The following is a 25,414-nucleotide window of genomic DNA, read 5'->3' on the forward strand; positions in this document are numbered from 1 at the left end:
ACCTACCTATTTTTCTTTAAAGTTAATTGATGTTCTTGAAATTAAGCCATTCGTTTTTGAAACAATACCACTAACAATCGCTCCTCTTTGCTCTTTCGTAACATTCTGTCCTCTAATATCAATTATCACCTGCTGTTGCATCCCTTTTGGTAAATGCTCCGCACGAGTAATAACCTGTTTTGAAACATTACTAATTAAACCAGATGAATTATTCACAATATTATAATTTTTTACCTCAACACCCACAGTGTTACCAATACTAAAATCTGGTCTTACACTCCCAGGTGTGCCATACGGTACTATTTGGCCACCTTTATAACTTACTTGAGGTAAAGCTGTATTACCTAATTGTTTACCAACATCAATTTCTGAAGTCCGATGTGTAGGCCTTTTTTCAAGTATAGATACATTTTGGGTAATAATTTCTCGATCAGCTTTTAAAACATCAATATTTTTTCCTGCTTTTAAATCAATACCTATGAGCAAATCAATTGCTGCAAAGGCTCTATCCGCTGGCGTTGATGCAGGGCCAACCAAGGTCATAATATTGTCCCCAATATCAATTACCCCCTGAATACCTTCTTTTCTGAACATATCGATAACATCGGCGGGCTTTAAATTAGCACGTGCCGATGCAGACATATCCGTAATTTTTTTCGCAACTTTATAGGCTGCTTTTCCTGCTGTTGTTAGAAGTTTACCAAAAGTATTATTTTCAACTGCTACATTCGCACTATTAGCAGCAGTGTTAACATCATACCCTGCATACGCTGCTGTAACCCCTGCAATAATCTTACTTGTATCTTTAATTTTTGTTCTTTCGGCATCTGTTAGATCAAGTGCAGTTTTACCTGCTGGAATCATAAGCTCTGCAACTATTTCACCAACACCAGCACCAATTGCACCGGCTTCACAACTAGATTTCGTTGCAGCGGCCGCTGCACATCCAACTGCTGCGTGAGCAATTTTATGAAGTGTATATTCAAATATATTCGGATCAACTTTATCTAAACTCGTGCCAATCTGACTAGCCAACTCTCCTTGTAATGCCCCAGCTAGGCCTGCTAGTAAAGCAACTTGTAAATTATCTCCGAGATCCCCGCCCTTAATCACATTTTGTACTAAAGTTGACCCTACTGAAGAGGTAAAATTATTCATTAATCTATCAGGCAACAACGTACTGTCTGGCTTTAAATTCAGTGCAGTACCCACTTGACTGAGTAATCCTGCTGTCACAACAGATGCAGCCAGATTCTTAATAGAATCTTTACTTCCCATCTCTTTTAGGGTTTTACCAATATCCCCACCATTATTAATTAAGCCAATACTTGCCTGAGCAGCCAGACTGGTGACTGCTGCATTCGCCATGGCTCCTAATGTTGACGGAACAATTGCGCCTGCCGCTGTGGTGGTTACTCCCGCGGTACCAAGCATACTTGCACCAAGTCCGACTGTAGTACCACTTGCGGCTGTTCCTCCCGCAGCTCCAGCTGCCGCTGCTGTACCAGTACCCATTGTCGCAATAGTGACGATGATGACAATTAAGGCAGCTCCTGCCCCAGTTAAACCTTGTGATTTATAATCCCAATCCTTTTGAGTAAGGAGGACCTGTTGCCAATCCACATCTTTGCGATTGACTAAGTCTTTGAGATAGGTATTTCCAGGCTGATTCGCCAGCTTTAATATTTCATCCCGAAGTACTTTTTTATTGGCATCTTTTTCGCTAATTGGAACTTGTACACTCAATCCACCCGCTGCTTTAAATGTAGGTGGGGTTGGTCCATTAAAACTTGGTAATTTGGCTGTTTCTGTAATAGAGCCTTTATCCTGCATAGATTGCCAGACAACTGAGTTAGAATCTCTTTTTTTAGTTTCGGTTATCTTAGTAACAATATCTTGTAGAATAATTTGCGCGCCCTCAACTGCATTTTCACCAACACCAGCTTTAATTTCAGCATGACCAAGTTTATTTTCAAACTCGGATCCTCTAATCCATGTTGTATTTCCTGAACTTAAATTGGTATTTCGCTGAGCAACCAATACAGCTGGCAACTCAGATTCAACAGAACGAGTTGAACTCACTGTACTTGTATTATATTTCACCCCAAAAAGCTTAGACTTTTTGGACACATCAATTTGACTAAACTGGCTTGTCGGTTTAGTCCAAAGCCTTAAATAGCCCCCTGCATTTAAGTTAATATTTCCATCATGACTCTGTAAATCTGTGGATACCAATGTGAGGTTTCCATTCGAAGAGATTTTAATATCCCTATTTGAAATTATTGAAGTAGGTGTAGGCGTATTGGTATTATAAGTTTCCGTTTCTGTAACCGTTTTACGTTTATACCAATTGCCAGTTTTGTAGGTTTTTGTGGAGTATTTATATAATTCTTCTTGAGAGGCTTCTAAACGTACATCTCCAGAAGCAGCTAAATTTACTCCATCAATTCCGCCACTTAGGGAAGAAGAGACTATTGTTAAGCCATTATTTCCCCCAAGTGTTTCTATTTTTACCAATTTTGAACCATTAATATAACTTGGGGTATTAAAACTAGCATACCCATAATTACTGGCTCCAGCCACTCCATATTCAAACTCATCTAACAATCCGGCAATATAAATACTGGTAGGTGATTTTTGTATAATGACATTGTTGGGTAAAACTTCTGTTTTATTTCCAACATCTGGATCTTCGGATAACTGTCCCTTTGCCCTTATTAATACACCAAGTCCATCAACTTGGGCCCCCTCCAGTTTGATACCGCCATTAGACAATATATTGACATTACCTTTCGCCCAATAGGGAGTACCTGTACCGATTGCCGCAGCCTTTGTCCATGGTAATATTTCTGCATATGAATGCTCGATTGCCTTCCCTTTGGTTTTTAACATTTCTAAACCTTGAGACATGATATTTCTTTGCTGCACCATGGACTCAAAAGTTTGTGCTTTATAATTCGCTTGATCTCGTTTATATCGTTCAATTTGTGCATCTAAAGCAGACAGTTCTATACTAATTTCTTGAATGCGTTTTTGCGTAACGTAATCAACTGCCGTATTCTTAACCCCACTTATGACAACATCACCATCTGTTGCAGTAATGTTAATATCTCTTGGTATAAAAGCGTTACTGGAGCTAGCTTGTAACTTTGCTCCATTAATATTCACTTTTGTTCCGGTTAAATTAATATTTCCATCATTCGTTTGTATTTTTACAACTTGTTCTGATCCATTACCGTTTTTTCCTCCATACCCATTTAGGTTTAATGCTCCATTTTTTGAAATAAGCTGGACATCACCTTTAACATTCAACGTATGGATCTTTGGGTCAATCGTTAAAGCACCATTGGTCTGAATCGTAAGGTCACCATTTAAATCTTTGAGAACAGGATCACTTCTGAGAAAAGCACTATCAACTGCATTAAATGTTAATTTTGCATTGGAGGGCGTTGTCAGAATGTTTCCTGCTTCTAATAATATTGCTCCACCCGTATAGGTAGTGTTCTGGGCAGCATGACTCCCCGCACTAATCATTGACAAGCTCCCTTGAGAAGTCAATTTACTCTGAATATTCGGTTTCCAAAGCGTCGTAGCCCCATATTCCCCATTAATATAAATATTCTTTTTACTACTCAAAGCCATATGCTTATCAGCATTCGCTTCTATATTTTGTAAAGTCAAATGATCTTGGGCAGAAAGCTCGGTATTTCCTTTAGAGTTTAATTTACTATTTGTTAATGTGGTCTTACCCTCACTATTAATAGATAAACCACCAACAGAGCTTGTTAAAGTGGTGTTATCAATGACGACATCTGCTTTCTTATTCTGAATCTGTAAAGATTGTCCCTGTAAAATATTCTTTCTAATATCATCATATCCCTGATCACCTCTAATTGTCACATCGGTATTCGCTTGTAAAGAAACACCATTGCCTGCAATCAGTTGAATATCACCCTGTTCAGCAATGATATGGGCCGATTTTAATTGTACATTCCCCTCCCCAATTGACCCTAATGTAACTCCTTTCTTACCATTGATGAATGTAATATCTGTTGTCGCACCATCTTGATCGGCCCAAGGAGCTGATTCTGTTTCTTGTAGTGAATTTAACACCAGATTTTTATTTGCAAGAATCGAAATTTTGCCGGCATTGGAATTGGCTTTGAGGCTATTGGCAGTAATCCCACCAGTTAAAGCTGAAATATTGATATCATTTTGAGCATTTAATACATTATTTAGAAACAAATCAGTCGTTTCTGCGATCAGACTAATATCTTTTTGGGAGGTGAGATTTGTATTTAATGTTAATTGACCTGCTTGTAACTGAATACTATCTTTGCTAGAGACCCCTTGAGCTGAAATACTTAAATTATTCTCGGCATCCAATGCAACTTTCCCTGTAATCTGGGGTAGAACTTTTGTTGCATTGTTCCAGACCAAATTTCGTCCACTATGAGCATTAATATTCTTGACTCGTGTTGCAGAATTTTCAAGTGCAAATCCAAGATTCTGTAAATTTACATCTCCTGAACTATATAAGTTTAAATCTTTACCCCCATAAATAGTCCCACCTCGGATATCAATTAAACCATCTGTATTTGAAGAATCTGCTTGTAGGTTTATTGAACCCAAGGATGCCTGTATCTGATTTTCGTTCAGTGAGAGCTTACCTTTTCCAGATACATTCAAATTTTGTGCTGCTATTAATTTTGCACCTTGTGCTGCAACCACATCTTTTTGTGACTGAATATAAGCAGAACCACGATTACTGGTGATGCCTGCGTTAGTTGCCAGATTGATGTTCGCTGCATCAACATATACATCCCCACTCTGTGCATCATTAAAAATTCGGCTATTCGCTGCTAAATTTAAATTACCTTTAGTATTGATCATTAAAGGAGAAGAAGCCAAGCTACCATTATTAATAATAATTTCTTTGGCATTTACATTCAGGTTATTGCCTGAATCAATATTGAGCATGCTATTACTATTAATACTCCCTGATGAGTTGATATCTGCAACTGCACCAGTGCCCGTTGTCTGTATGTTCACTAAACCTTGGGTTTTACTAGTTGAACTGATTGTACCATTATGCTCAATTTTCCCTGCACTGGTAATTACCAGATTGTTGACTGCCTGAAGAGTCCCTGCATTGGTAACGCCCAAGCCCTTTTCTGTACCCATCAAATAGATGTTATTGGCATACATCCCGCCCAGTGCTTTCACGTCCACAGCTAATGTCGGTGCAGTCCCTATTCCTGTTTTAGCCATAACATTCTGTAAATCTGCACCGATAGTATTCGCCCCTGCAATCACCTGAATATCATTTTTGGCTCGGAGTTCTGCACTAAGTTCTAATGCACGAGCATAAAGGTCTACATAATTTGCATCGTTATTATTTCCCCCTAATCCAAACTTAGAGTTAGGATTTGCTGAAACCGTAATTCTCCCTTGATCAACTGTGAACTGTTTAATACTACCATCGGCATTTAATTGAGGTTTACCCGTAGTAAAAATTGCCTTATTAGCATTAATAAAGCCACCACCTTTAATGTTAATACCAGAAGGGTTGGCAATAATCACATCTGCCATTTGTCCTGCGACTTCTAAGTTCCCTTCAAACCGTGAAGCAGCTGTTGAATTTACCTCATTTAAAATAACTCGCGCTTCTCCAGTCGCTAAAAATGGGTTTGCCCCCACTGCCCCTACAGTTTTAGTGGTAGCTCCTGTTCGGCTATTATTTAAAACGGCTCCCTCTGCAAGGACATCAAACTGTTTATAGATATTGTGGGATATCCCATTTTTAGGGGTCTGGATATTGACCACAGGAACGGTTGTGCCTGCTGAGTTCTTGCCAGCACCAATGACAGCCCGATTTGCAGCATTCGCTGCACTATCTGCAACAATAGCAGCATAGACCGGAGCAAATGGCACCAATAAGCTGATAGTTGCCACCAATGCCTTGATATGCCACAGTTGATGAAATGATTTTTCTTGTTCTAAAGATTGTTCCGAGCCGACTGTGCCATAGCCTGTAGATTGTCCTACCGCTTTACTCTGGCTTCTGACATTCTCGGCAACAGCCATAAACATGTTACGGGCTTTGTTAAAAACAATTCGATAAAGATTTTTATTCATAAGTCAGTTTTCTCTAATTAAAATTAATCTTGTTTCTTAAGGAAACTTAATAAAAAGCATTTAGGCTAAATCCCAAAATCCAGTCTTTTTTTATACTTTTAGGTGCGATTAGGCCTCGCCCTGTAAAGGCATCAATATAAAAATGGTTCAGATAACTTCGTAGTCCTACGACACTTCCCATCAGATGACGCTGCCCAGCAATACTGTTCTCACCGTTCACCCACCCCTGATCTACAGCCATGTAAAATTGAGTATTAGGAATTTGTGTATTTAGGCTGATTTCCTGTTGTAAATACTGCCCGTTATCGCCTGATAGCATCAGTTCACCATCAAAACCTCGAACGCTATAACGACCACCGATATAAAAACGATCATTAGGTACTAAAACTCGTGGAGCATATTGTCCACGCCAGTTCAAACGGTATTGAGCAGGCGTATCTAAAAGCAAAAATGGCATTTGAAAACGTAAATCGGCACTCCATATCGGTGCACGGGAATACCCTTCTGACGGTAATGGATTTTTATCAATGTCCTTAATTTGTTCTTCTGGCGCTAATAATGCATCGAAAGCGCCGGTACCATGTCGATAATCCAAACCAGCATCTAATACAGCATTACCCAGATATTGCCGATGTTGTATCCCGGCATTCCAACCTGAGGTTTTTCTACGTTGAACTTCGATTTCAATATCATCAATAAAGTTTGAATTTTGCTTATGGTAGAGCTTGCCATATACACTGGTTTTATGTTGTCCACTTCGACTAAGCACACGAGATAAATTAAGATTAGTTTGTTGGCTTAAGCCGTGATAACGTAGTGGACCATTTGCACCTAATACATTTTGTTCGTATTGATAACGGCTATAGCTGGTACTGAAATCATAATTTCCTAACGGAAGCTGATAACTTACAAAGTAGTTTTTATTTAAGTCTCGATGTAAGTTATCTAATGAATGACTAAAATTAAAAGAAAGAGAATCACTTAAATAGAATGGATTATTAATATTGAGTCCCAGACTACCTATATAACGACCTGTATCTTTACTCCCTGAATTATCCAGACCAAAATTTAAATTGATTTTTGATTGTGGCTGTAACTTAATAATCAGATCACTATACCCTTTAGCTTCCTGAACAGACTCATTTGACGGCACAATTTGTATATCTACCGTATAAGCTCGTTTTAAGTTTTCGAGACCCTGATCAAGTTGTTGTAGATTAAGGACATCGCCTTCTTTAAAGGGTAAAGCTGCTTTAAGTTGTAATAAGGAGAGTTGCTCACCTTCTACGATGATCTTACGTAAACGCCCAATCTGCACACCAAGTCGCAAAGAACCTTGCTGAATATCTTGAGGGTCAACAGTAACCTGACTGGTAATAAAACCCTTTTTAATCAATTCATTTTGGGCGAAATTAACGAGGTTACGTAAGCTTTGCGTACCGATACACTTGCCAATAATCTTCTGCGGATGATTCCAGATCGCTCGAAGCATAAAATGAAATTTATAGTGCTCAGGGTCTTGTAATGTCTTTCGATCAAAATCAATATTCTTGACCTCGACACAGGGTTCTTCAGGAACAATAATAGTTTTAAAATCCTGTACCTGTGTGGTGACAGGTTTAGGCGCAAGTTGTGTGAATTGATCTTCTAGTTGTTGATTCAGTTCTTTTAAACGCTGTTCCTGACGGATACGATCGGGTAGAGAAAAATCATCAATAGCATAAGCATGTGTCACGAAACCGCAGAGAAGAAAAGCACAATAAATAAAGTTTCTGTTTTGCATGGAATGTTAAATAAATTTACTAAATGGATAAAAAACTAAACAAAAACTACATTATTCACCCATATTCAACAACAGATTTCATACAAAATTCATATATGTAACAAAGAAAAATATTAAAAAACCATCAGGAGGGCATCAGCCCTCCTGATATCAGTGAATCACCTTAACACTCTGTGCTAAACCTTGTTGTAGTATTGTTACATTTGAATGTAAGACATCAGTCTGGGTCTGTTGTTGTTGTTCATTACTGTTATAAAACTCATCAACCACGCCCCCCTCCTCACCTTCCATCTCCAACTTGGTATTGGCGTAGCCTTGTCGTGCCACCTGATCTAATGCCTCCTGATAAAATCCTGACTGTTTATTCTGCTTATAAATCTGCTTCGCTGTGGTAATTGCCTCTTGCAAGCTTGTTCCATCCCTTAAAGTTAAATCCACGTAATAGATCGGAGTTCGATAGCTTTGTATGGTGCTTTTACCTCGTAAGGTCAATTGTAATGGTAAGCATGAAAGCAGCTTGCCTGATGCTGCATGGTAATAGGCCAGTCGTGCTGCTAATGTTCGGATACTATTAAAACCTGTGGTTCTAAAAATAAATGTCCCAAACTCATCTACATCATCCAAATTGGCATAAAGTCTGCTATAGGGTTTACATAAGCCACCTTGTGCCAGTGAACATAAACTTGGCGAAGGACAAGGATGCTGTTCCACTCCCTGTGCTCCTGATCGCTGACAAGTCTCGCCGTTCCCAATACAAACAGGGCGTCCAGTCTGCCGATCAAACAAGCTGTACTCAGCTCGAAGATTCAGTTCAGGATCATTAAAAATCATCCTGACAGGGATGTTGCGAAGCTTGTTACTACTAGCTTTTCCCCGTAGTACTTCATCCATTGGATGCTTCACCCAACCCTCCTTACTCTGAATCTGACTGGTAATGGTAAACTGGTCATCCTTTTCAGGGATACGTTTGCCATTCTTTTCTACGATCTTACCGATACTGATACGCCCCAATATCGGGGGTGTAATTACTAAACCTTTAATCATGTTTGTTATCTCTGCTCTGTTCTTTAAATAAAAATCCCATGCTGTTGAACGGCATGGGATCATGGCTGCTAGAGTTGAGTAAGTAGTTAATATAATTCAATTTCGACCTTGAGTTAAATTAATGACCATTGGGATAAACCTGAAAACGCCGCGTCCCTGCTTTGGTTTGTGGAAATTGCTTTAAATATTCAGGGTGCTTTTTCAATAAAGCTTTGCTATCTAGGCCAATTGAATCTTGCGCCTTCTTCCATGTGATCGATCCTCCCATAAAGACCACTCGTTCAGCATCCTTCATCAGTATTTGTAACTGATATTTGAGTTCATCAAACAGTTGTTGATGAGTTTCAATCTTGCGCTTTTCTTCCAGTAGCTTATTAAATAACTTGTTGGCAACCGCATTGTCAGTGAAGTCTTCTGTCAGTAACGGAGTCTGCTCAGGATAAAGCGCTTGTAATGCCTTACCGGCTGATTCGGACGCATCCACGGCTGGGAGAATATCCATTTCCACGCATTTCCAGAAATGGCGTTCCGCCCGTACAATGTGTTCAATCACACTCTCACTGCGGGTCACTTTAAATATTTTGGTTTCATGTCCACAGATCAATACACACCATGAGCTGCTTGTTTACCAGTGACCGCGAGCTGGTGTTGTACCTGACACAGTACATAAAGCGGAACACCATCCCGCCAAAATCGGGCACCATATTCTCCAACTGTTTTACATTCTAAGACTTGTACTTCATCATACCCGACAATGGCATAATCCAGATTAGCCAGCATAAATGCTTTGTCCTCATCAGGATGCTGCAACACAGCATTGACTCGACGCACTTTATGGTTGGTATGCATGCTGTAATATTCAGCGACTAGCGGTTCCAACCTTTTCCCCCAGTATAAAGGAGCATAGCCTGCACTCTCATCTTCAATGCCCTGTTGCATTCGACCTGTTTTAATCATCCACAGTTCCAACATCGACATGTGCGGATTTAACCCACAGGCTGTTGCTGCATCACGACTACCAATTCCCTGTTTTCGGATTTGTAGCCATTGTTCACGGCTCATCTGTTTGGTTTCAACCAATCGTTTGGCTTTATTACTTCGTCTGCTATGATATGAATAAGTTTTTGCTGCAACAGGTGGACCTATAAAAGGTTGCTGCTGACTCGTCAGGACTTGTCCCATGACGGTACTCCTATATTTTTTAAGGCATAAAAACCACATCCGAAGATGTGGTTTTTGTTGTGATCTAAATTAGACTCTAAACATATTGATTTAGAGAATCAGCGGGGATACATTTTAAATCTTCTGCTAATACATGAGCTTCTAATTTTTGAATATGAATTCTGTAATCAGAAGAATTAACTGATACATTTATCATAAAACGCTCATGCCCGAAATCTTTGGCAAATTTCACCCACAAAAAATCAAAAAGGTTTTTATTGTTAATTCTCAATAAAAATCCATCTTGCAACGGTTCAATCATAAGACCATTTGAATATTGTCCGCCCATTCTTTGCGCTCTCTGTTTACAATATACTAAATGATTCTTTATGAAGGCTTTTCATAAATTTTCAACGCATGGATTCCTTTATTTAGACTTAAAGTATGAAATTATGAAATAGCTTTGTAAATTCAGGACACCATTCTTAATGCCTGCTCCAGTCCACGTTGTTTAAGGTTGGCTCCAGCACCGAACCATGCAGAGTCCATGCGGTGATCAGTTGAAATCGCACGCCGTTCATGATCGCAGAACTCGGTTATTGAGCAGAGTAAACCATAAGCCGTATCTTTGGCTGAGCTGAGTTCTGCCCCACGTCCGTGCCCATTAAACATGGTCATCACTTTAGACATGGCACGTCCATTTGGTTCTGTTTTATTATCGGTTTTGGATGAATGGGGTGGTTGAGGTCTTGCCACATTACGGTAGAACTGAATGATACTTTCATCTTGTTCAGCAATGCTCAGGTTCGTATTATTGAACACCGCATCAAAGTAGGCTGCGGCTTCCTGCTGGGTCACTTTACGTTGACTCAACTGTTTCATTTCATACACATGCTCATCCCATGTACAAACTGAAATACCCAATTGCTGTTTAATTTTTTCAGCATCAAATTTGGTACTATGCGGAACTTTCACCACACTAGCACTACTATTCTGCCCACGTAAAGCAATCGCCAGAGTGTTATTACACACTACGCGAATTGAGGTAAATTGCGCCGTAGTGGCTAATGTCCCATCACATGCTGTTGCTAATAAAATATAGCCATTACTGACATCCTTTCCTTTCAGTGCTGTTGATTGTCCTGTTCTAGCCAATGCCCAGAACTTGCGGCCACCTTTGAGCACGCCAGCGGTTTCCAGTTCAAAACCTGATTGCTCCGTTAAGTCTCGATAAAACTCTAGAATCTCCATCGGTTGGACTTCTTGATAACGCTGACTTACGACCGATAATGGTGCATGGGTATCTGAACGATATAACACGCGCTGCTCTTCATACGGCATGATAATGCTCTGTCCACGTTCATTCTTTGCCATATAACTGACATTGGATGATTCAATTTTCCAATCCATACCCGCTTGTTCAGCCCAGACTTCTATAGGTTGCTTTTGGGTCAGTTGATTGCCTAAACCATGCCATGGGGTTTGGCCTATAAATGCCATTGTTTCAACTTGATGTGCCATGATTGTTTTCCTATTAAGTGATGTAGATAATTTGAATGCTGCAAAAGATGAGGGTCATGAAAAACCTGACTGCTCGATTTCAAAATGTTGTAAGCATTGCTCACACTGATAATGCAAGGTCACCGTGTTGTCTTGATGCTGAACGTAGAGTAGAAACATGCCACCTACGACTAAGCCGACAAAGCCCCCAACCAAAGGATGTATAGGACTTCGCTTTGACAATTGCATACAGGCTGCGGCTAGAGACATCGGTGAGAAAGATGAAAGCTTGGCAAATACACTTTGATGAGTTTGCTCCGACTGCCGTAGTAATTTCAGATGCTGCGAATGGCAGTAAGGACATTTGTGCATAGTCTTCTCCTCTAAATAAAAGACATAAAAAAACCACAAGCAGATGCTTGTGGTTCGATTTAGCTTTATGTCGTTTTTTAGATTAAGTTAGATTAACGACTTACTTTGGGAGTCGCTAAACCGTTCTTGGGACAAGGTCGAATACTATCGATAGAGTGCTCATCCTCATTGCCATTGAAAAAACCATGTTTAGATTTGATCTCTAAACATTGTCCTTTTTTATAGGGTTTGATTTGCTGAGCAACTTTTTCAGGGAAGGCGAAATAATTAAACACCCGTTCCCCTTGAGTTGTAGAAAAAATTACCGCCTCTTCACCGAATCCCATATCTTTTTTTAAGATAATTTGTTCTGTCTTGGCGATTGCTGATGTGGTCATCAATATGCCCATCAGGCCACACCCAAGCCATTGAAGCATTGTCTTATTTTTCATTGTGATCTTCTCCGATTTTAAAACTACGCTAACGATGATTTATCTGGATTTAAATTGAATCATGGAGCAATTAGAAACATGGTTGGTATCCTTCATTCAGGACTTGATTGCTGTTCTTATCCCAGCTCACCACATACCAGGTACATTGGTAACGATCAGAGTCCCATGCAGCACGATACGTCATGCTATTGCCTTGCTGGCTCCATCCTTCTACTCGTTTAGCCACCTGATCTAGACTTGAACGGCCCCATACATTCATGAGGTGTGACGCTAACATTTGATCAATATTTGGGAGGGTTGCTTTTAAATCACCAGGGGCAGATTTGATTGGCTTTAAGCCATAGCGAGCAGCATTGGAACTTAAAGTTTGTCCTTCATGGTATTCACCATCAACTTCTGAACTGAGCTTCCCAATATGTGCATCTTGTGCTTTTGCGTTATCAACGGCTGCTATAGCACCTGCAACCACCTCATCCTCAGCTTGTGAATGAGTAGATTCTGATTCTGGGTTTTCCACCATACTTTCAATTCCGGTGAAACCTGATTCAGCAGGTTCAGAGGTTGCTTGTGTTACAGTAGATTGATTTTGCACTTTAGATTGCTCTAAAGCCAGTTGAGCCAATTGAAGCTCAGTTTGTCGTTTTTGATGTTGATTCAATAAAATACCGCCTGCAATGAGTACAACCATCACGACTAGCGTTAACAGCCAATATAACGGTGGTATTTTTTTGGTTGAATTGGCACTGTTGTTTATCATATTCATATCATTACCTTGAGATAGAGGATATTCGGCGCATTAGGGCTGCCTTCACTGGGGTAATATGTAATTAAAAGTTCTTTATCTTCAGTTATTGTCCAGATAACGCTTTAATATGGCCCTCGCCTGATTGAGTTGCTGGGCTTGGCTTTCAATCAATTGACGAACGGATTCAGGTAAATTCTGGTATTTATCCGGATGAAACTCAGCTATCTTTTTTCTGTACGTAGTTTGCAAGCTTTGCTCAGTCAGTGATTTAGGCGGAATATCAAGAAATTGGCAGGCTTGAAGTTGTTCACTGTTTAAAGCTGAGGCAATAGACTGATTCATTTCATCTGCTAGACATTGATAGATAATTTTGACTAGGTCTGGAAATATGGCTTTAGAAACATTGGATACACGACACAAATGGGTCATGAAAAGATCAGCTTGAGTCTGTTCAACCTGACCCAGTGCCATGGCATAAACCAGTTGCTCGATCATCTCCGTACGAAGTTTATAAGACAGCACATCTTTAAGTTCTGCAAAACGATGCAATAAATTTTCATAATCGAAGTTTGGTTGTTGATTCACTCGTTTTTCAACATACTGATCTACTTGTGTATCTCTCAACTTTTTAAAGTGATTGGATATTGCCGCTCTAGACTCAACATCCCATCCCCTCATATTGAATGTGATGAAATAAGCAAACAGATCAATAATTACCTTAAGTTCTGCATCAATCAGTGGTGGAGCCTGATAAATTTCTGTTTGTCCCTGACAGACTTCATTTAAGAATGAAGCTAATGTCCGTACTATCCTCTTATCCAGTTGGGTAAAGGTCAAAGTTTCTACCCGATTCAGTACGATGCCATGATTAATGATTCCAATATCTGCCTCGACATGACTAATATTTTTAATGAGATAGGTCGCGTCATCTCCAAAGCTTTCTTTATAAAACAGTCCGGTCGCCGTCACACAAAGTCCAGCTTTAGCACTGCCAAATACCGTATCGTCAATCAGCATGAGGATTTCATCTGGATGAATCCCTTGAGGGAGATAACTCATGGCCCCTTGCAATTTTTTATAAGGAATAGCAGGTGCAAAATAAATATTGTCACTCGCTCTTAGCATCAACATCCAACGGCTTTTCTGGAGTGATTCTCTCGATATGATTGTCATGGCAATCTCCTAAGATGTAGGTATTAAAACAACCAACGTAGAAAATCAGCAGGCCAAACAAGCGCCCGCCCCAAGGCATATCCACCAGAATAAATGGGATACTGCCAAATCAAATACAGCCAATAACCAATCACAATGGTGAAATAAAGGCCAATCAATGGATGTTTCATTGTAAATTCCTCATTTTTTAGGTCAGCCTATTCAACCCGCTGCTCTATGGCAGCAGGTGGAATCCAAGAACAAGCTAAGATTGAATCTGAATACGAGCTCTAAAGTTTATGCGCACATTGCTGACCAGACTTAAACGACACCTCTTCGAAGTCTTCCGGCATCCTGACTTGCATCATGCCAATTGCCTCCAGCTTCTCTTCGCCATAATGTTCTTCCATCCTGTCGTAGAAACAGGAGCAAAAACTGCGACTCCCTCCAGTATTCCTACAGCTTTGTTTCATACCCTTTTCGAAATCAGAAGAACAACCCGTAATCATCAGAACACTGACGCCCACCAAACCCATCAAAATTTTATTTTTCATCGTTTTATCCAGTGACATCGTCATGGAGCTTAGGCTTTTTTAGGCAATACGAAGCCCCGCCATGGTGTAGCTCACATGACATTTTTTAAGTTAAATTTTTAGACGAAAAGACCTAAAGCTTGATCAACCAGAAGTTTCAAACCCTATTAAAAACTAATCAGGCGTTATAAAAAGAATATGCATAGCCAACTCCTTTATATTGGGAGTTCTGCCAAAGCATTAGAGAATTATGGTGGCAGAACGAGAAAGGGTTAGCAGACTGGTCATAGGGCCAGCACACCCGTAGGTGTCCCTCTCCCGTCCTACCGCTACGGGAGGGAACGAGAAGCCAGTATTAAAAGAGGATTCTTTTAATACCCTATGAAACGGTCTGCTAAAACCGACTGGCAATGTAGGCCAGCAAGCAAAGGATAATGTGCAATATTTAAGGTGTCAATCATCTATCGACTAAGTCGTAAAATGATTGTTATTGTTTTTCATTAGATTAACTCTTTAAACTAACCATTAGGTAAATTTAAGGATGATTCAGTGTTTCGGTTAAAATGTCTTGGTGGCCCGCTATATGGACAAGAATATTCTCATGCACAGGATGAGTTTATTTTTAAAGACAAAGAGACAGGAAAACAGACGCGTTATCTTAAACAGACTGTAGACTTTGCACCGCCCCAAGAGTTCTTTGTAGCAGAGTCAATTTCTAAAACCACAGCCTACAATCTCGCATTGCAATTGATTAAATAACTTTGTAAAAACTTGAATGGATTTATATTTAAATCTTAACTGCATCTAATATTGACCCTACTTTTAGAATATGACATGTTATTCAAATCATTTATATTTTAGGTAGAATATATGTCAAAGCCTATTAGTCCTCATGAACAGGATGAATTTGATCAATTCGAAGCAGATAGAGACGAACAAATTCAACAAATCATGGCTGAAAAAGGCTGTTCAGAACAGGAAGCCGAAGCAATATGGGAAGAAGAATACGAGCAGGCTATTTCGTCTGATGACGATTAAGTTTTAGGGGCTATTTAATGCCCCTAATAAACTTTTAACTTAAGAAAGATATATTTTTTTCATAAAACAATTGAATCTTGGGGAACTGATTCTATTGTTTATTGAACCAGTACCCGTCTATCTATTTCTTACTTACTCTAAAACACCAAATCTACTAATTTTCTATTTTCCCAAGTAAAAATTATGTTCAACATTTTATAAAAAGAATCTCAACGAATGTTTAATTTGGAGTCCAATAAGAGGACTTTATCAGATCAATTTCATCGTTTTTTTTACGCACATGCTTATCTACAATTACGTTTAAAAAGATCATCTTAAACCTAAGAGCGTACAACTTTCAAAGTCTATTATCAGATTCACGAATGACTTAAAACAACTGTCGACATGCACTTAGTTTGCAATGAGATGGGGATGTCTTCTAGATATAAAATACAGATTTAATTCTTTGTTGCTTTAGCTTCATAAGAAGACTAATTCAGTTATTTTTTACAGTACTGACACTTCATACGAGATAAAAACTACCGAGTCCAGTTCGTTAGAAAAGAGCATTATGATCTGCTTAAGTCCGTATATCGGATTTATCCAAATATGCTCGTATTTCCGAGAAGGTTAAAATTGCCGTATAGAAGTAGGCAAAACATGAACGGAGTTTAGGTTTTAAATTATTTATATATTTAATTAACTAATCTATGTAACTAGATATTCAGTAAATACATACCATCTAGTATTTCAGATGAAATATATATCCAAGATATATTTCATCAATGAACTAACACACATACCCAAAGTTAGATTATCTCTCCTATGTCTCTACTCACCAACATCCGATTAACAGGCAATCCGATCTATCCCATGGCTGGTGGTACAGACTCCCCAATCAGTCGATGTACTTTCCCCTGTATGTATAACAACGACTAGTAGCACCTCCACTTAATTCTTGAATGCTCGGCACTGCTTAAAACAATGTCCCAAAGAGAGCGTTGTCTAATTTACCCAAATACATCATCCAACTTTCATTAGGTATATATCTATGAACCACTGCATTATTAAACCGAACTTAGCCTCCACTGCTGGGCAATGGCCCTTAGACGACCTAAAAGCACTTCAGCTACTTGATCAAATTCAGGAAAATTATTCTTGTTATAAGGTAAATAATGATGAAGGTGATCTAGTTGAATTTCGATTGTCTTCTCATCCTGAAACTCAATGTTTTATTGACCGCTTACAGTTAGGGGTTCATTGTCGTAAACAGCGTCCTTTAGCCTCATTGCGAACGACTAAAGGTATTCAGGGCAATAAGAAACTATCCGTGCAATATACAAAAGATCTTCCAGTCCAATTGATCACAGCATTGCCTTCTGTCTTCTCCATGCCCGTGTCTGGCACCTATACTGTGAGCGTAGAGTTAGAAACCATCCATTCAGTTATTCAAAATTTAACGAATGCAGAAAGATTCGTTCTAGGCACATTCTCATCAACTAGTGCTTATACCAATGAACAGGCTCAAGCCTACGTTATTGCTTTGAATCAGTTCCAGAACATTCTGAACGAGAAAATGAGTAGTTCTAAAGTTCGTAAACGATTGCATAACCGTAAAGCCAGCCGACTAGATACCAAAGAGAGTATGATAAATCTTGTACATGCCCTACTTCATGTACACTCCAAAATACTGGTTGTCCGAGTAGACCTCGGTATTATGCGAGCTCCAGAAAGTCTGATAAATCACCATATTTCATCTGACCAATGGAGGTCAGAACAAGATAGCCAATTCATTATAAAAGCACTTGAGCGACTCAATGAGAATGCTAGGCACAACCGAATGAAGCACGCACTGGGTTATATCCACCGCATTGAATACGGTCCTCAAAAGGGTTTCCACGTGCATGCCTATTACTTTTTTGATGGACAAGACCATCAGGAAGATATTAGCTGGGGACAATATATTGCCAAACAATGGAAACGAGTGACTAATAACCAAGGCTCGGTATTTATCTGCAATATGAAGAAAGAGGATTACCGTTACTGTGCTTTAGGGATGCTTGATTACTCTGACAAACAAATGCTGAAAAACCTTGAGCAGAGTTTCGATTATCTCTGCAAGAATGATCAGTACTTCCAATTTACGACACGGAAACACCTCCGTGGATTTCGTATCAGTAAGCTTCCAGAAATACCTAATGTTAAGATGGGGCGTCACCGTATCTATGACGAATCACATTTTGATCCTAGCCAGTATCGTCGACAACCAATCCCTCTAAATTCTTAAAATATTTCTGTTCAAAGGCATCTGGGCTTAACCAGCCATTTGCAGAATGCCTTCTGATCCGATTGTAGTAAATCTTAATATAATCAAACAAGACAGCATTTGCTTCTTTTCGAGTAGCAAACACACTGCCATGTATCACATGACCTTTCAATGTATGAAAAAGCTTTCGGTAAGCCAAAGAACTGGAAATAGTATGGGAACTTGTTGGATAGGCAACAAAAAAACATAAATCAAATATTCATGAGGTTTAATGATGGTGCTGGCACACGGATTGAACTGTGAACCTACTGATTACAAGTACGAACAAATACCCATGTATTTCTTAATAAAAACAAAAAATTGAATTCATGAGTTGATAAGAAATTCAATGGAGTTAATGAGACCTGGATATTATTACTAAGGTATTGAAGATTAAGGTAAAAGACCAACAGAGACCCAAACCTCTTGCAAAATGATGATGGCTAAGCACAAGAAAAGTAACAAGCAAACTGAATGATAGACCATCACGAAACCATATCTTTTAGGGATATACAGTTGATGGACCGTACCTGAAACTTGAAGAAAACTAACACTTTTCGTGGAGTACTGCAGTGGACCTTGACTAGAATAGGGAGCTTCCGAAATCAATGAGACATACTGTCTGAGTTTTGCTTGACGTATCCGTTTGCCATAGGAGAAGTGCCCTGGCACTGTATATCCCCTATAAATATACAAAAAGCATACCACCGACAAATGCATAAAGTGGAAGAAAGTAAATGAAAAACTCAGCAAACAAAAAAGGCTGAGATTCCTACGCCACTTGTTTAGTACAGGTAGTAGCTCTTTTCACAAAGTTATTCACCTAAGAAACTAATTGCTATCAGCTGTCTTGTTCCTGGCCAATATACATTCAAGAAATTTATAGATAATTTACATTAAATAAAAATTATTTTCTGTTTAGGATTTTCTCTTATTGTTCTACTATAAGGGAAATTTTGATTTATATTGATTTAGTATGCCTTCCGAAGAACTTCAACATCGCTATCCTCTTAATATTGGGAAAAAAATTGGTGATTTTGAGCTGTTTCAAACACAGTTAACTACGTTAAACCAGTTTTCTGAACATGGAATTTTATCAAAAAAGGATTTTGGAAAATGGCGCACCCAAAAATGTGATGCAATAATTATTGGCCGAACTCCTTTTTTAAGAACAATAGCTATTGGCGAGGATAAGTCGACAGGAAGAATTACAAATAGGAACTGGAAAAGATTATCAAAGGATCTTTTGGAGTCAAAACTTAATCCTACAGATACAAAAATAGGTTATTTGACAGATGGTGCAACAACTTATTGGATTGCTGGTGGGTTTGATGAGGTAAAATTAATTACAAGGGATGATAATAAAGCTTTACCAGTAAAAATTGATTTTAATGATAAAACTTTCGTATCGGAGTTCACATATATAGTGAATAACTATGATCCTGATTCAGGAGTAGTGAAAAGTCCTACAAATGTAAATCCGCATGCTCTAGCTAAATCGGTATGGCAAACAATCTGGCGTTTAAAGGCCGATAGACCAGAAGATTGTTTAGCTACATTTGTAGAATTGTTTGTATATAAATTCTTGAACGATCTGAATTTAATGCAGAGGGACCATATAGGAACCGATGTTTCGATTGATTATCTTTTATCTTTAGATAAAGAGTATTGTTTTCAATACTATATGAAAAACATACGCCCATATATAAAACATCTTTTCCCAGAGGGGGAAGATGGATTAAGTATTATTAATGGCATTGTTTTCCAACCTACGAATAAAGATCATAACTATATTTTTCATGAATTGTTGAAGAAATTTATTAAATTTGGATCCCTAAAAAATACAGATCCAGAGTTTAAAACTAAGTTATATGAATCTTTCTTACAGGAAAGTGATACAACAACAACTTTTGGGCAATTTTTCACTCCAAGGAAAATTGTAGGCGCTATATATGATATGGCTCAAGTGGGGCGCCTTTCACATGGAAGAGAAATTTGTGATCCAGCTAGTGGCGTTGGAGGCTTTATTCTTGAGCAAATGGCAAGGGATTTACAAAGGCAATGGGTTTTATCTGATGATGAAATGGAGCCTATTCATAAGTGGAAAGCTTTAGAAATTGTTCCTAAAACAGCTATTTTAGCGAAGGCAAATGCCTTAGTGCATTGTGGTGATTTATTAGCTGATCAACCAAGTCGCGTACCAGCATTTGCCAAGTGGCTCAACGAAGTTTTTAATTGTAGATCAGATACCTCATTGGGTGCTTTAGATGATTTATCTAAAGACAAGTATGATTTAATAATAAGTAATCCACCTTATGTTGTTTCTGGATCTGCTGATATTGGAAAGCTGATAAATAATTCACCGGTGAGAAAAGAGTATTTTGCTCGTAAATATAGCGGTGTAGAAGGATTATTTGTTCAATTTATAGTGCAGGCATTGAAACCAAATGGAGACGCTTGGGTATTGTTACCAGAGACGTTTTTTATGAGGACTACTGATAAAGTATTACGTGATTGGGTTTATCAAAATTGTGAATTAGATCTTTTAGCTTTATTACCAGAAAGAACGTTCTTTAATACGCCAAAGAGAGTAGTAGTTGCACATTTAAAGAAAAGACCTGTACAGTTATCACCTGAAGCACTAAAGAAAAAGTTAGAAAAAGAAAATGTATTGCTATTTGCTGTGAGTGAAATAGGTGAAAGTCGAGATGCGAGAAGATTACCTATTGCTGAAAATGATCTAGAAGATCTGATAACTGCTTATAAGTTACATTCTGTAGACGCTCCTATTGATTCCAAAGTGCGTAGGGCTGTTATTACACAGTCTATTAATTTATATCAAAGCAAGTCGATAAATATTCGTCATTATTGGGATAAATCAGTAGCTCAGGAGCTAGGTTTGTTAACAGAGGATGAAGATCCTGTTACAGCCCAAAAAAGCCTAGACCGTAAAATGGAAAATTTAGAATCTCTTATTGTTAAATGGCAAAAAGAACAAGCGAGTTACCCATTACCGAAAACTGTTAAAAAGTTTAAAAAGGTAAAATTAGGTCAAGAGGAAATTTTTGAACTGAGAATTGGGAAACGGGTACTGAAAAAAGATATTTATCAAAAACAAACGGGTATTCCTTTGTTTAGTGCTAATGTCAGAAAACATTTGGATTTGTAGAAGAAGCTAATGCAGGAAATTTACTGTATGGTGGAGCTTTATGGAGTATTGATAGTGATTTTGATTCTGTGGGAGTCACTCCTGGAGAAGTTTATTCAATTACAGATCATTGTGGGCAAGTGGAAATTTTAGTTGAGGGAATTGAACCTAGATATCTAGCTCAAATGATAAAACAAGCTGGTAATGATATGGGGTTAAATAGAGATTTTAGAGCCTCTCTACAAACTATGGCTGATTTAGAAATAGAGCTACCTATCTTAGAAGACGGTAGTTATGATTATGAAACCATGTCCGAATGGTCTGATTTCCATGAACATTTGTATAAAACAGAGAAAGAACTTAAAAAGCTTCTCCTGAATTAATTTTTTAAAGATTATGCTAAGTTCGGCAAATATAGAACATGGAATAATGTTAGCTTTACTTGGGTTGGCTGGCATTATTCTGATTATTATTGCAGGTGTTTTGGCCTTGTGCAGAATAAGAAGTCAAAACAAATCAGAAGCCAAAGACATGGTAATTCTAGTAGTTTTTCTTTTAGGTCTTGTTAGTTTGCTACTATCATGCTCAAAGTAGCTAATCCTCATATTGCTCTTTACCAACCAGTTGTCGTAATTAAGTGTAGAAAAAACTGCACATGCATACACCAACACACCACAAAAGATGAATAAAAAAACTTTTGATTTTTAAAGGATGTATCCCTTCTCGAAATTGTATACTTTTACGCACTTTAATTAATGCAACTTTTACAATTTTTTCTAACGAGAGTTTGTTCTTTGTTAGCTTTTCAAGAAGTCGATCAATCAACACTGGACCAACTAGCTACTTAAGGATAAAGACAAGACTTGGCGGAAGACTAACTATATCTAAAACTACTTTTATAAGATCCATCAATATTTCCTCATCATTCTTGGTAAAATTAATTTATCAAAAGAATAAAAAAACCATCTAAATATGTTAGGGAAGTAACTAATTTTTATTAATTATTTCATTGATAGGACAAAAGAGAAGAAAGTGCGCTAGAAAAATCTATTCTAGTTAGAGTCATTCTTCTAACCATACATATTCATTCAATGATGTTTAGTAAAGTACCAATCAAAAATCACTCTTCCCTAGTAATTCTAGCAGGATATAAAGATTGGCCTAAAACTCTATCAAACAAAATAATTACCTCTTTGTTCATTTTATTAACAGATTCATCAAGGTTTGAGCATAGAAACACTTTCAGTTTACCAGAATTCCATTATCTAGTTCTTACCTCATATTTGGAAACCTGAATGAAGCTTTATTTAAGCCCCCCCCTCCTATTACGAAAATAAGAAAATAAGAAAATAAGAAAATAAGAAAATAAGAAAATAAGAAAATAAGAAAATAAGAAAATAGATCATATAATTTTAATCATTACTCCCCTTTAGTCCTTGCTAAAAATTTATGAAACACCTCAACGATTACCTTACTCTCCATCTCTCTTCAAAATATATCTAGCAATACTTTTTAATTTGAACACGACCAAGTACTTTCAGTCCATTTAGAATTATAGCCCCTAATCTTTTACCCATTTTTATTAACAATATTGTTAAGTTTAAGAACAAGAATAATTAAAGAACTGATCTTAATTTTTTATATTTTTTCAGTTACAAAAAAAATATCATAACTTTCATATATTTAATATAAGGCCTCTGACGACGCGAAATGAAGCTGATTTTTCTTAGGCCGATGTAAAATATTACTCATAGACACAAGCATAGGACTTCAATTAATCATAAAGGAGAAGGATATGCCAGTTCCTTCTCTATTTCCCAACAGAATTATGATGAGTTTAAGTCTAGGACCCTACAACGACACGGCAGAAATGATACGGCTGAACAGATATTTGCTTAGCCCCAAAGTGGTAGAGATATGAAGGAACTTAAAGCTAAGGAATTGAGGACATTGATCTGTAAAAATCAGGTCACCCTTATACCATCTAATATCTATCCATTACAGTTTTTGTACAGTGACTATCGTATAGATCGGATGTTAGATATACCTCGCTTTGTTCTGGAGTGTGATAAGACCCAATTGCCAGCAGCAACGGTCCAACTGACAGCTCAAGGCAGAGAATATTTACAGTATGAGGACTGGTTCCGGCCATTCATCAAAGTATTTGATGGACTAATGAATACCAATCCTAATGACTTCAAGCATTTCAATCTATGTGAAGAGACTAAATGTTTCTTTAAAACATTAGATGCAATGGATAGTCCTCCAAGCCTATACGGCTTGTTTGAAAAAAAACTGAGAGGAGGAAACCCAAGTAATTTGAAACAACGGATCAAATTACTTAATGAATTTATTGAATTGTTAAGTAAGGAGCTAAACAGTCCAACAGTTAAGGATGCTATCCGGAACAGGGAGGAGCGACACAAAGAGAACGTGACGTCGTGTAAGTTGCTAGTAAGCAAGTTATTCCTGAAGTACAGTCAGTTATGGGTTTTACCTGTAGATTTTGCCTATACGCCAGATCAGCAAGATTTACAACACAATCATCCAACTGACCTGAAACAAGAATTTCATGGACCTCATCAGCTTGAGCTACTCAAACAACAGATAGCTCAATTCCTTGAGAACCGGCGGCGTAATAAAACCCTAAAACAAATTGTAGGGTATCTCTTTAGCTTTGGACATAGTCTTAAAAGAGGCTTCTTTGTCAAAGTGATCTTCTTTCTGGATGGCAATACTTGTAGTCAGCCCGAGGATTACGTCGATTACCTATCTCAATACTGGAGCAGGCTGACGTATCAGCAAGGCTGTACGTATTTCTGTGACGACGACTCAGGGCAATTCCCTGTCATAGGGATTGCCCTGATCAAAGATACAGACAAAGAACAACAGGAGAATCTCATGTTGAGTATTCAATATTACTGTCAGTTAGAACAGTTTTTTAGACTGAAACATCTAGAGAAAAACGCCTATAGACGATTACAGATGAGCCAGCCTCCTGTAATCCATAAAGGCAAAGTTAAAGCAAGTGGTTTAAATCAGAATTTGAATGTGAAGAAGGGCAAATAAAATGTTAACCCAAAATCAACTTATACAAAGTCAGGCAATTGCGGCCATGGCACAACAGCCTTATCACCCAACAACATGCCTCAATAGTATTGATCAAGCTTGCCAGCAAGTATTGAAAACTAAATCTATTTACTCGCCACAAGTTGATGAGAATGGCCAAAAACGAATGTATTTAAATCAAGCTGGACACAAGCTTGCTTCAACCATGCCAATAATAAAAGACTGTCCTTTCATGAATGGCCGAGTAACTCATGCTAAGGTGCATCCGTTCTTAGAAGCTATTTATCATTTCTTAAACCAGACGGGGCTCATTTGCATTCAGCCAAATCAGGAACTTAATCAGGATTTTATTCTGAATCATATCCAACAGTTTAAGAACTACCTGTTAACACGCCAATATGGTCAACAGCTTAACCAATGGAATGAGCTATCAAATGATACTGCACAGCAATTTGATCAATTTACAAAAGGATTGATCAAAGCAGTGTCAGGTTTTGATGTACATGAAGTGGTCTGTTACTACCCACTCAATCAACACATGTATCCAAATGCTGCCTTTACTAGTCAATCTGATTTTGCAGAGTCTATAGATAAAGAAATCACACGACTCATCTGCCAGAGTGAAAAAAATGCGGTACGTGGCGTATTGGTCAAACAAGAACTATCAATTCACTATCAACTCGTTCGCCGTTTTTTTGTCTTCACTGAATGTCGGTACATTGATGATCCATCCAGTTTTACCAATCTGGAATTCATGGAAGAGGTCAAACGTCTGGTAGAGCCCAACAGTCAAAACCATGTTGTATTGGCATCTAATCACCTCAATGGATTTTTATTAAGTAACCGATTCATTAAGAAATCCTCTGATTTCAACGAACAAATGAGACGGTTGAAAGCATATGTAGTGGGTACAGATAAATTCATCAGAGTGGGTGGAACACAACCTACTTTTAAAGTTTTATTTTCCAAGCCTCAACAAAATCAACTATTGAGCAGCTAAATAAGAGCTATATAGC

General features: G+C 38.1%; 18 protein-coding genes and 2 pseudogenes. 7 read left to right on the forward strand and 13 right to left on the reverse strand.

Features of this window, described 5'->3' with window-relative positions:
- Positions 1-6: 6 nt before the first annotated feature.
- The 12 genes and pseudogenes from RMB13_RS19130 to RMB13_RS19185 form a co-directional block, all read right to left on the reverse strand.
- Positions 7-6,138 (reverse strand): DUF637 domain-containing protein, encoded by a 6,132-nt coding sequence (locus RMB13_RS19130; RefSeq protein ID WP_311086086.1) that lies wholly within the window; start codon positions 6,136-6,138, stop codon positions 7-9.
- 46 nt (positions 6,139-6,184) lie between these two features.
- Positions 6,185-7,921, reverse strand: coding sequence for a ShlB/FhaC/HecB family hemolysin secretion/activation protein (locus RMB13_RS19135; protein WP_311086087.1), 1,737 nt, complete (start codon positions 7,919-7,921; stop codon positions 6,185-6,187).
- 150 nt (positions 7,922-8,071) lie between these two features.
- The gene (locus tag RMB13_RS19140) at positions 8,072-8,965 is read right to left on the reverse strand and encodes a hydrolase or metal-binding protein (protein ID WP_311086088.1); all 894 of its coding nucleotides are present in this window, start codon (positions 8,963-8,965) and stop codon (positions 8,072-8,074) included.
- 118 nt (positions 8,966-9,083) lie between these two features.
- Positions 9,084-10,186: pseudogene (locus RMB13_RS19145) on the reverse strand (YqaJ viral recombinase family protein).
- Positions 10,187-10,223: 37 nt separating this feature from the next.
- The gene (locus RMB13_RS19150; RefSeq protein ID WP_311086089.1) at positions 10,224-10,475 is read right to left on the reverse strand and encodes a hypothetical protein; all 252 of its coding nucleotides are present in this window, start codon (positions 10,473-10,475) and stop codon (positions 10,224-10,226) included.
- Positions 10,476-10,597: 122 nt separating this feature from the next.
- Entirely contained in the window at positions 10,598-11,647 is a 1,050-nt protein-coding gene (locus RMB13_RS19155; RefSeq protein ID WP_311086090.1) for a DUF932 domain-containing protein, read from the reverse strand.
- Positions 11,648-11,701: 54 nt separating this feature from the next.
- Entirely contained in the window at positions 11,702-11,998 is a 297-nt protein-coding gene (locus tag RMB13_RS19160) for a hypothetical protein (protein ID WP_311086091.1), read from the reverse strand.
- 92 nt (positions 11,999-12,090) lie between these two features.
- Positions 12,091-12,429 carry a hypothetical protein gene (locus tag RMB13_RS19165; protein ID WP_409070796.1) on the reverse strand — a complete coding sequence of 113 codons (339 nt, stop codon included), beginning with the start codon at positions 12,427-12,429 and terminating at the stop codon, positions 12,091-12,093.
- 70 nt (positions 12,430-12,499) lie between these two features.
- On the reverse strand, positions 12,500-13,192 hold the full coding sequence (locus tag RMB13_RS19170; protein ID WP_311086092.1) for a hypothetical protein: 693 nt from the start codon (positions 13,190-13,192) through the stop codon (positions 12,500-12,502).
- Between the two features lie 81 nt (positions 13,193-13,273).
- Entirely contained in the window at positions 13,274-14,299 is a 1,026-nt protein-coding gene (locus RMB13_RS19175; protein ID WP_311086185.1) for a molecular chaperone DnaJ, read from the reverse strand.
- Positions 14,300-14,370: 71 nt separating this feature from the next.
- Positions 14,371-14,517, reverse strand: a complete 147-nt coding sequence (locus RMB13_RS19180; RefSeq protein WP_281834537.1) for a hypothetical protein — start codon at positions 14,515-14,517, stop codon at positions 14,371-14,373.
- A gap of 99 nt (positions 14,518-14,616) precedes the next feature.
- The gene (locus RMB13_RS19185; protein WP_311086093.1) at positions 14,617-14,880 is read right to left on the reverse strand and encodes a hypothetical protein; all 264 of its coding nucleotides are present in this window, start codon (positions 14,878-14,880) and stop codon (positions 14,617-14,619) included.
- A 528-nt stretch (positions 14,881-15,408) separates the two neighbouring features.
- On the opposite strand from RMB13_RS19185, the gene RMB13_RS19190 reads away from it, so the two are divergent.
- From RMB13_RS19190 to RMB13_RS19200, 3 genes are all read left to right on the forward strand, one after another.
- A complete protein-coding gene (locus RMB13_RS19190) occupies positions 15,409-15,618 on the forward strand; it encodes a hypothetical protein (protein WP_311086094.1) in 210 nt (69 codons plus the stop codon).
- Positions 15,619-15,729: 111 nt separating this feature from the next.
- Entirely contained in the window at positions 15,730-15,897 is a 168-nt protein-coding gene (locus RMB13_RS19195; protein ID WP_311086095.1) for a hypothetical protein, read from the forward strand.
- Between the two features lie 1,030 nt (positions 15,898-16,927).
- Positions 16,928-18,163 carry an inovirus-type Gp2 protein gene (locus RMB13_RS19200; protein ID WP_311086096.1) on the forward strand — a complete coding sequence of 412 codons (1,236 nt, stop codon included), beginning with the start codon at positions 16,928-16,930 and terminating at the stop codon, positions 18,161-18,163.
- Here RMB13_RS19200 and RMB13_RS19205 read toward each other — a convergent pair.
- Positions 18,123-18,323, reverse strand: a pseudogene (locus RMB13_RS19205) (IS3 family transposase); the annotation flags it as partial. The gene RMB13_RS19200 and the pseudogene RMB13_RS19205 overlap by 41 nt on opposite strands.
- A gap of 834 nt (positions 18,324-19,157) precedes the next feature.
- On the opposite strand from RMB13_RS19205, the gene RMB13_RS19210 reads away from it, so the two are divergent.
- The 4 genes from RMB13_RS19210 to RMB13_RS19225 all read left to right on the forward strand — a co-directional run bounded on the left by RMB13_RS19210 (position 19,158) and on the right by RMB13_RS19225 (position 25,398).
- Positions 19,158-21,350: an N-6 DNA methylase gene (locus tag RMB13_RS19210; protein ID WP_311086097.1), complete on the forward strand. Its 2,193-nt coding sequence runs from the start codon at positions 19,158-19,160 to the stop codon at positions 21,348-21,350.
- Between the two features lie 68 nt (positions 21,351-21,418).
- Positions 21,419-21,712 (forward strand): hypothetical protein, encoded by a 294-nt coding sequence (locus RMB13_RS19215; protein WP_311086098.1) that lies wholly within the window; start codon positions 21,419-21,421, stop codon positions 21,710-21,712.
- 1,534 nt (positions 21,713-23,246) lie between these two features.
- A complete protein-coding gene (locus tag RMB13_RS19220; protein ID WP_311086099.1) occupies positions 23,247-24,398 on the forward strand; it encodes a hypothetical protein in 1,152 nt (383 codons plus the stop codon).
- 1 nt (position 24,399) lies between these two features.
- On the forward strand, positions 24,400-25,398 hold the full coding sequence (locus RMB13_RS19225) for a hypothetical protein (RefSeq protein WP_311086100.1): 999 nt from the start codon (positions 24,400-24,402) through the stop codon (positions 25,396-25,398).
- Positions 25,399-25,414: the final 16 nt, after the last annotated feature.

The sequence above is a fragment of the Acinetobacter sp. V102_4 genome, from assembly GCF_031799005.1.
Lineage (GTDB): Bacteria > Pseudomonadota > Gammaproteobacteria > Pseudomonadales > Moraxellaceae > Acinetobacter > Acinetobacter calcoaceticus.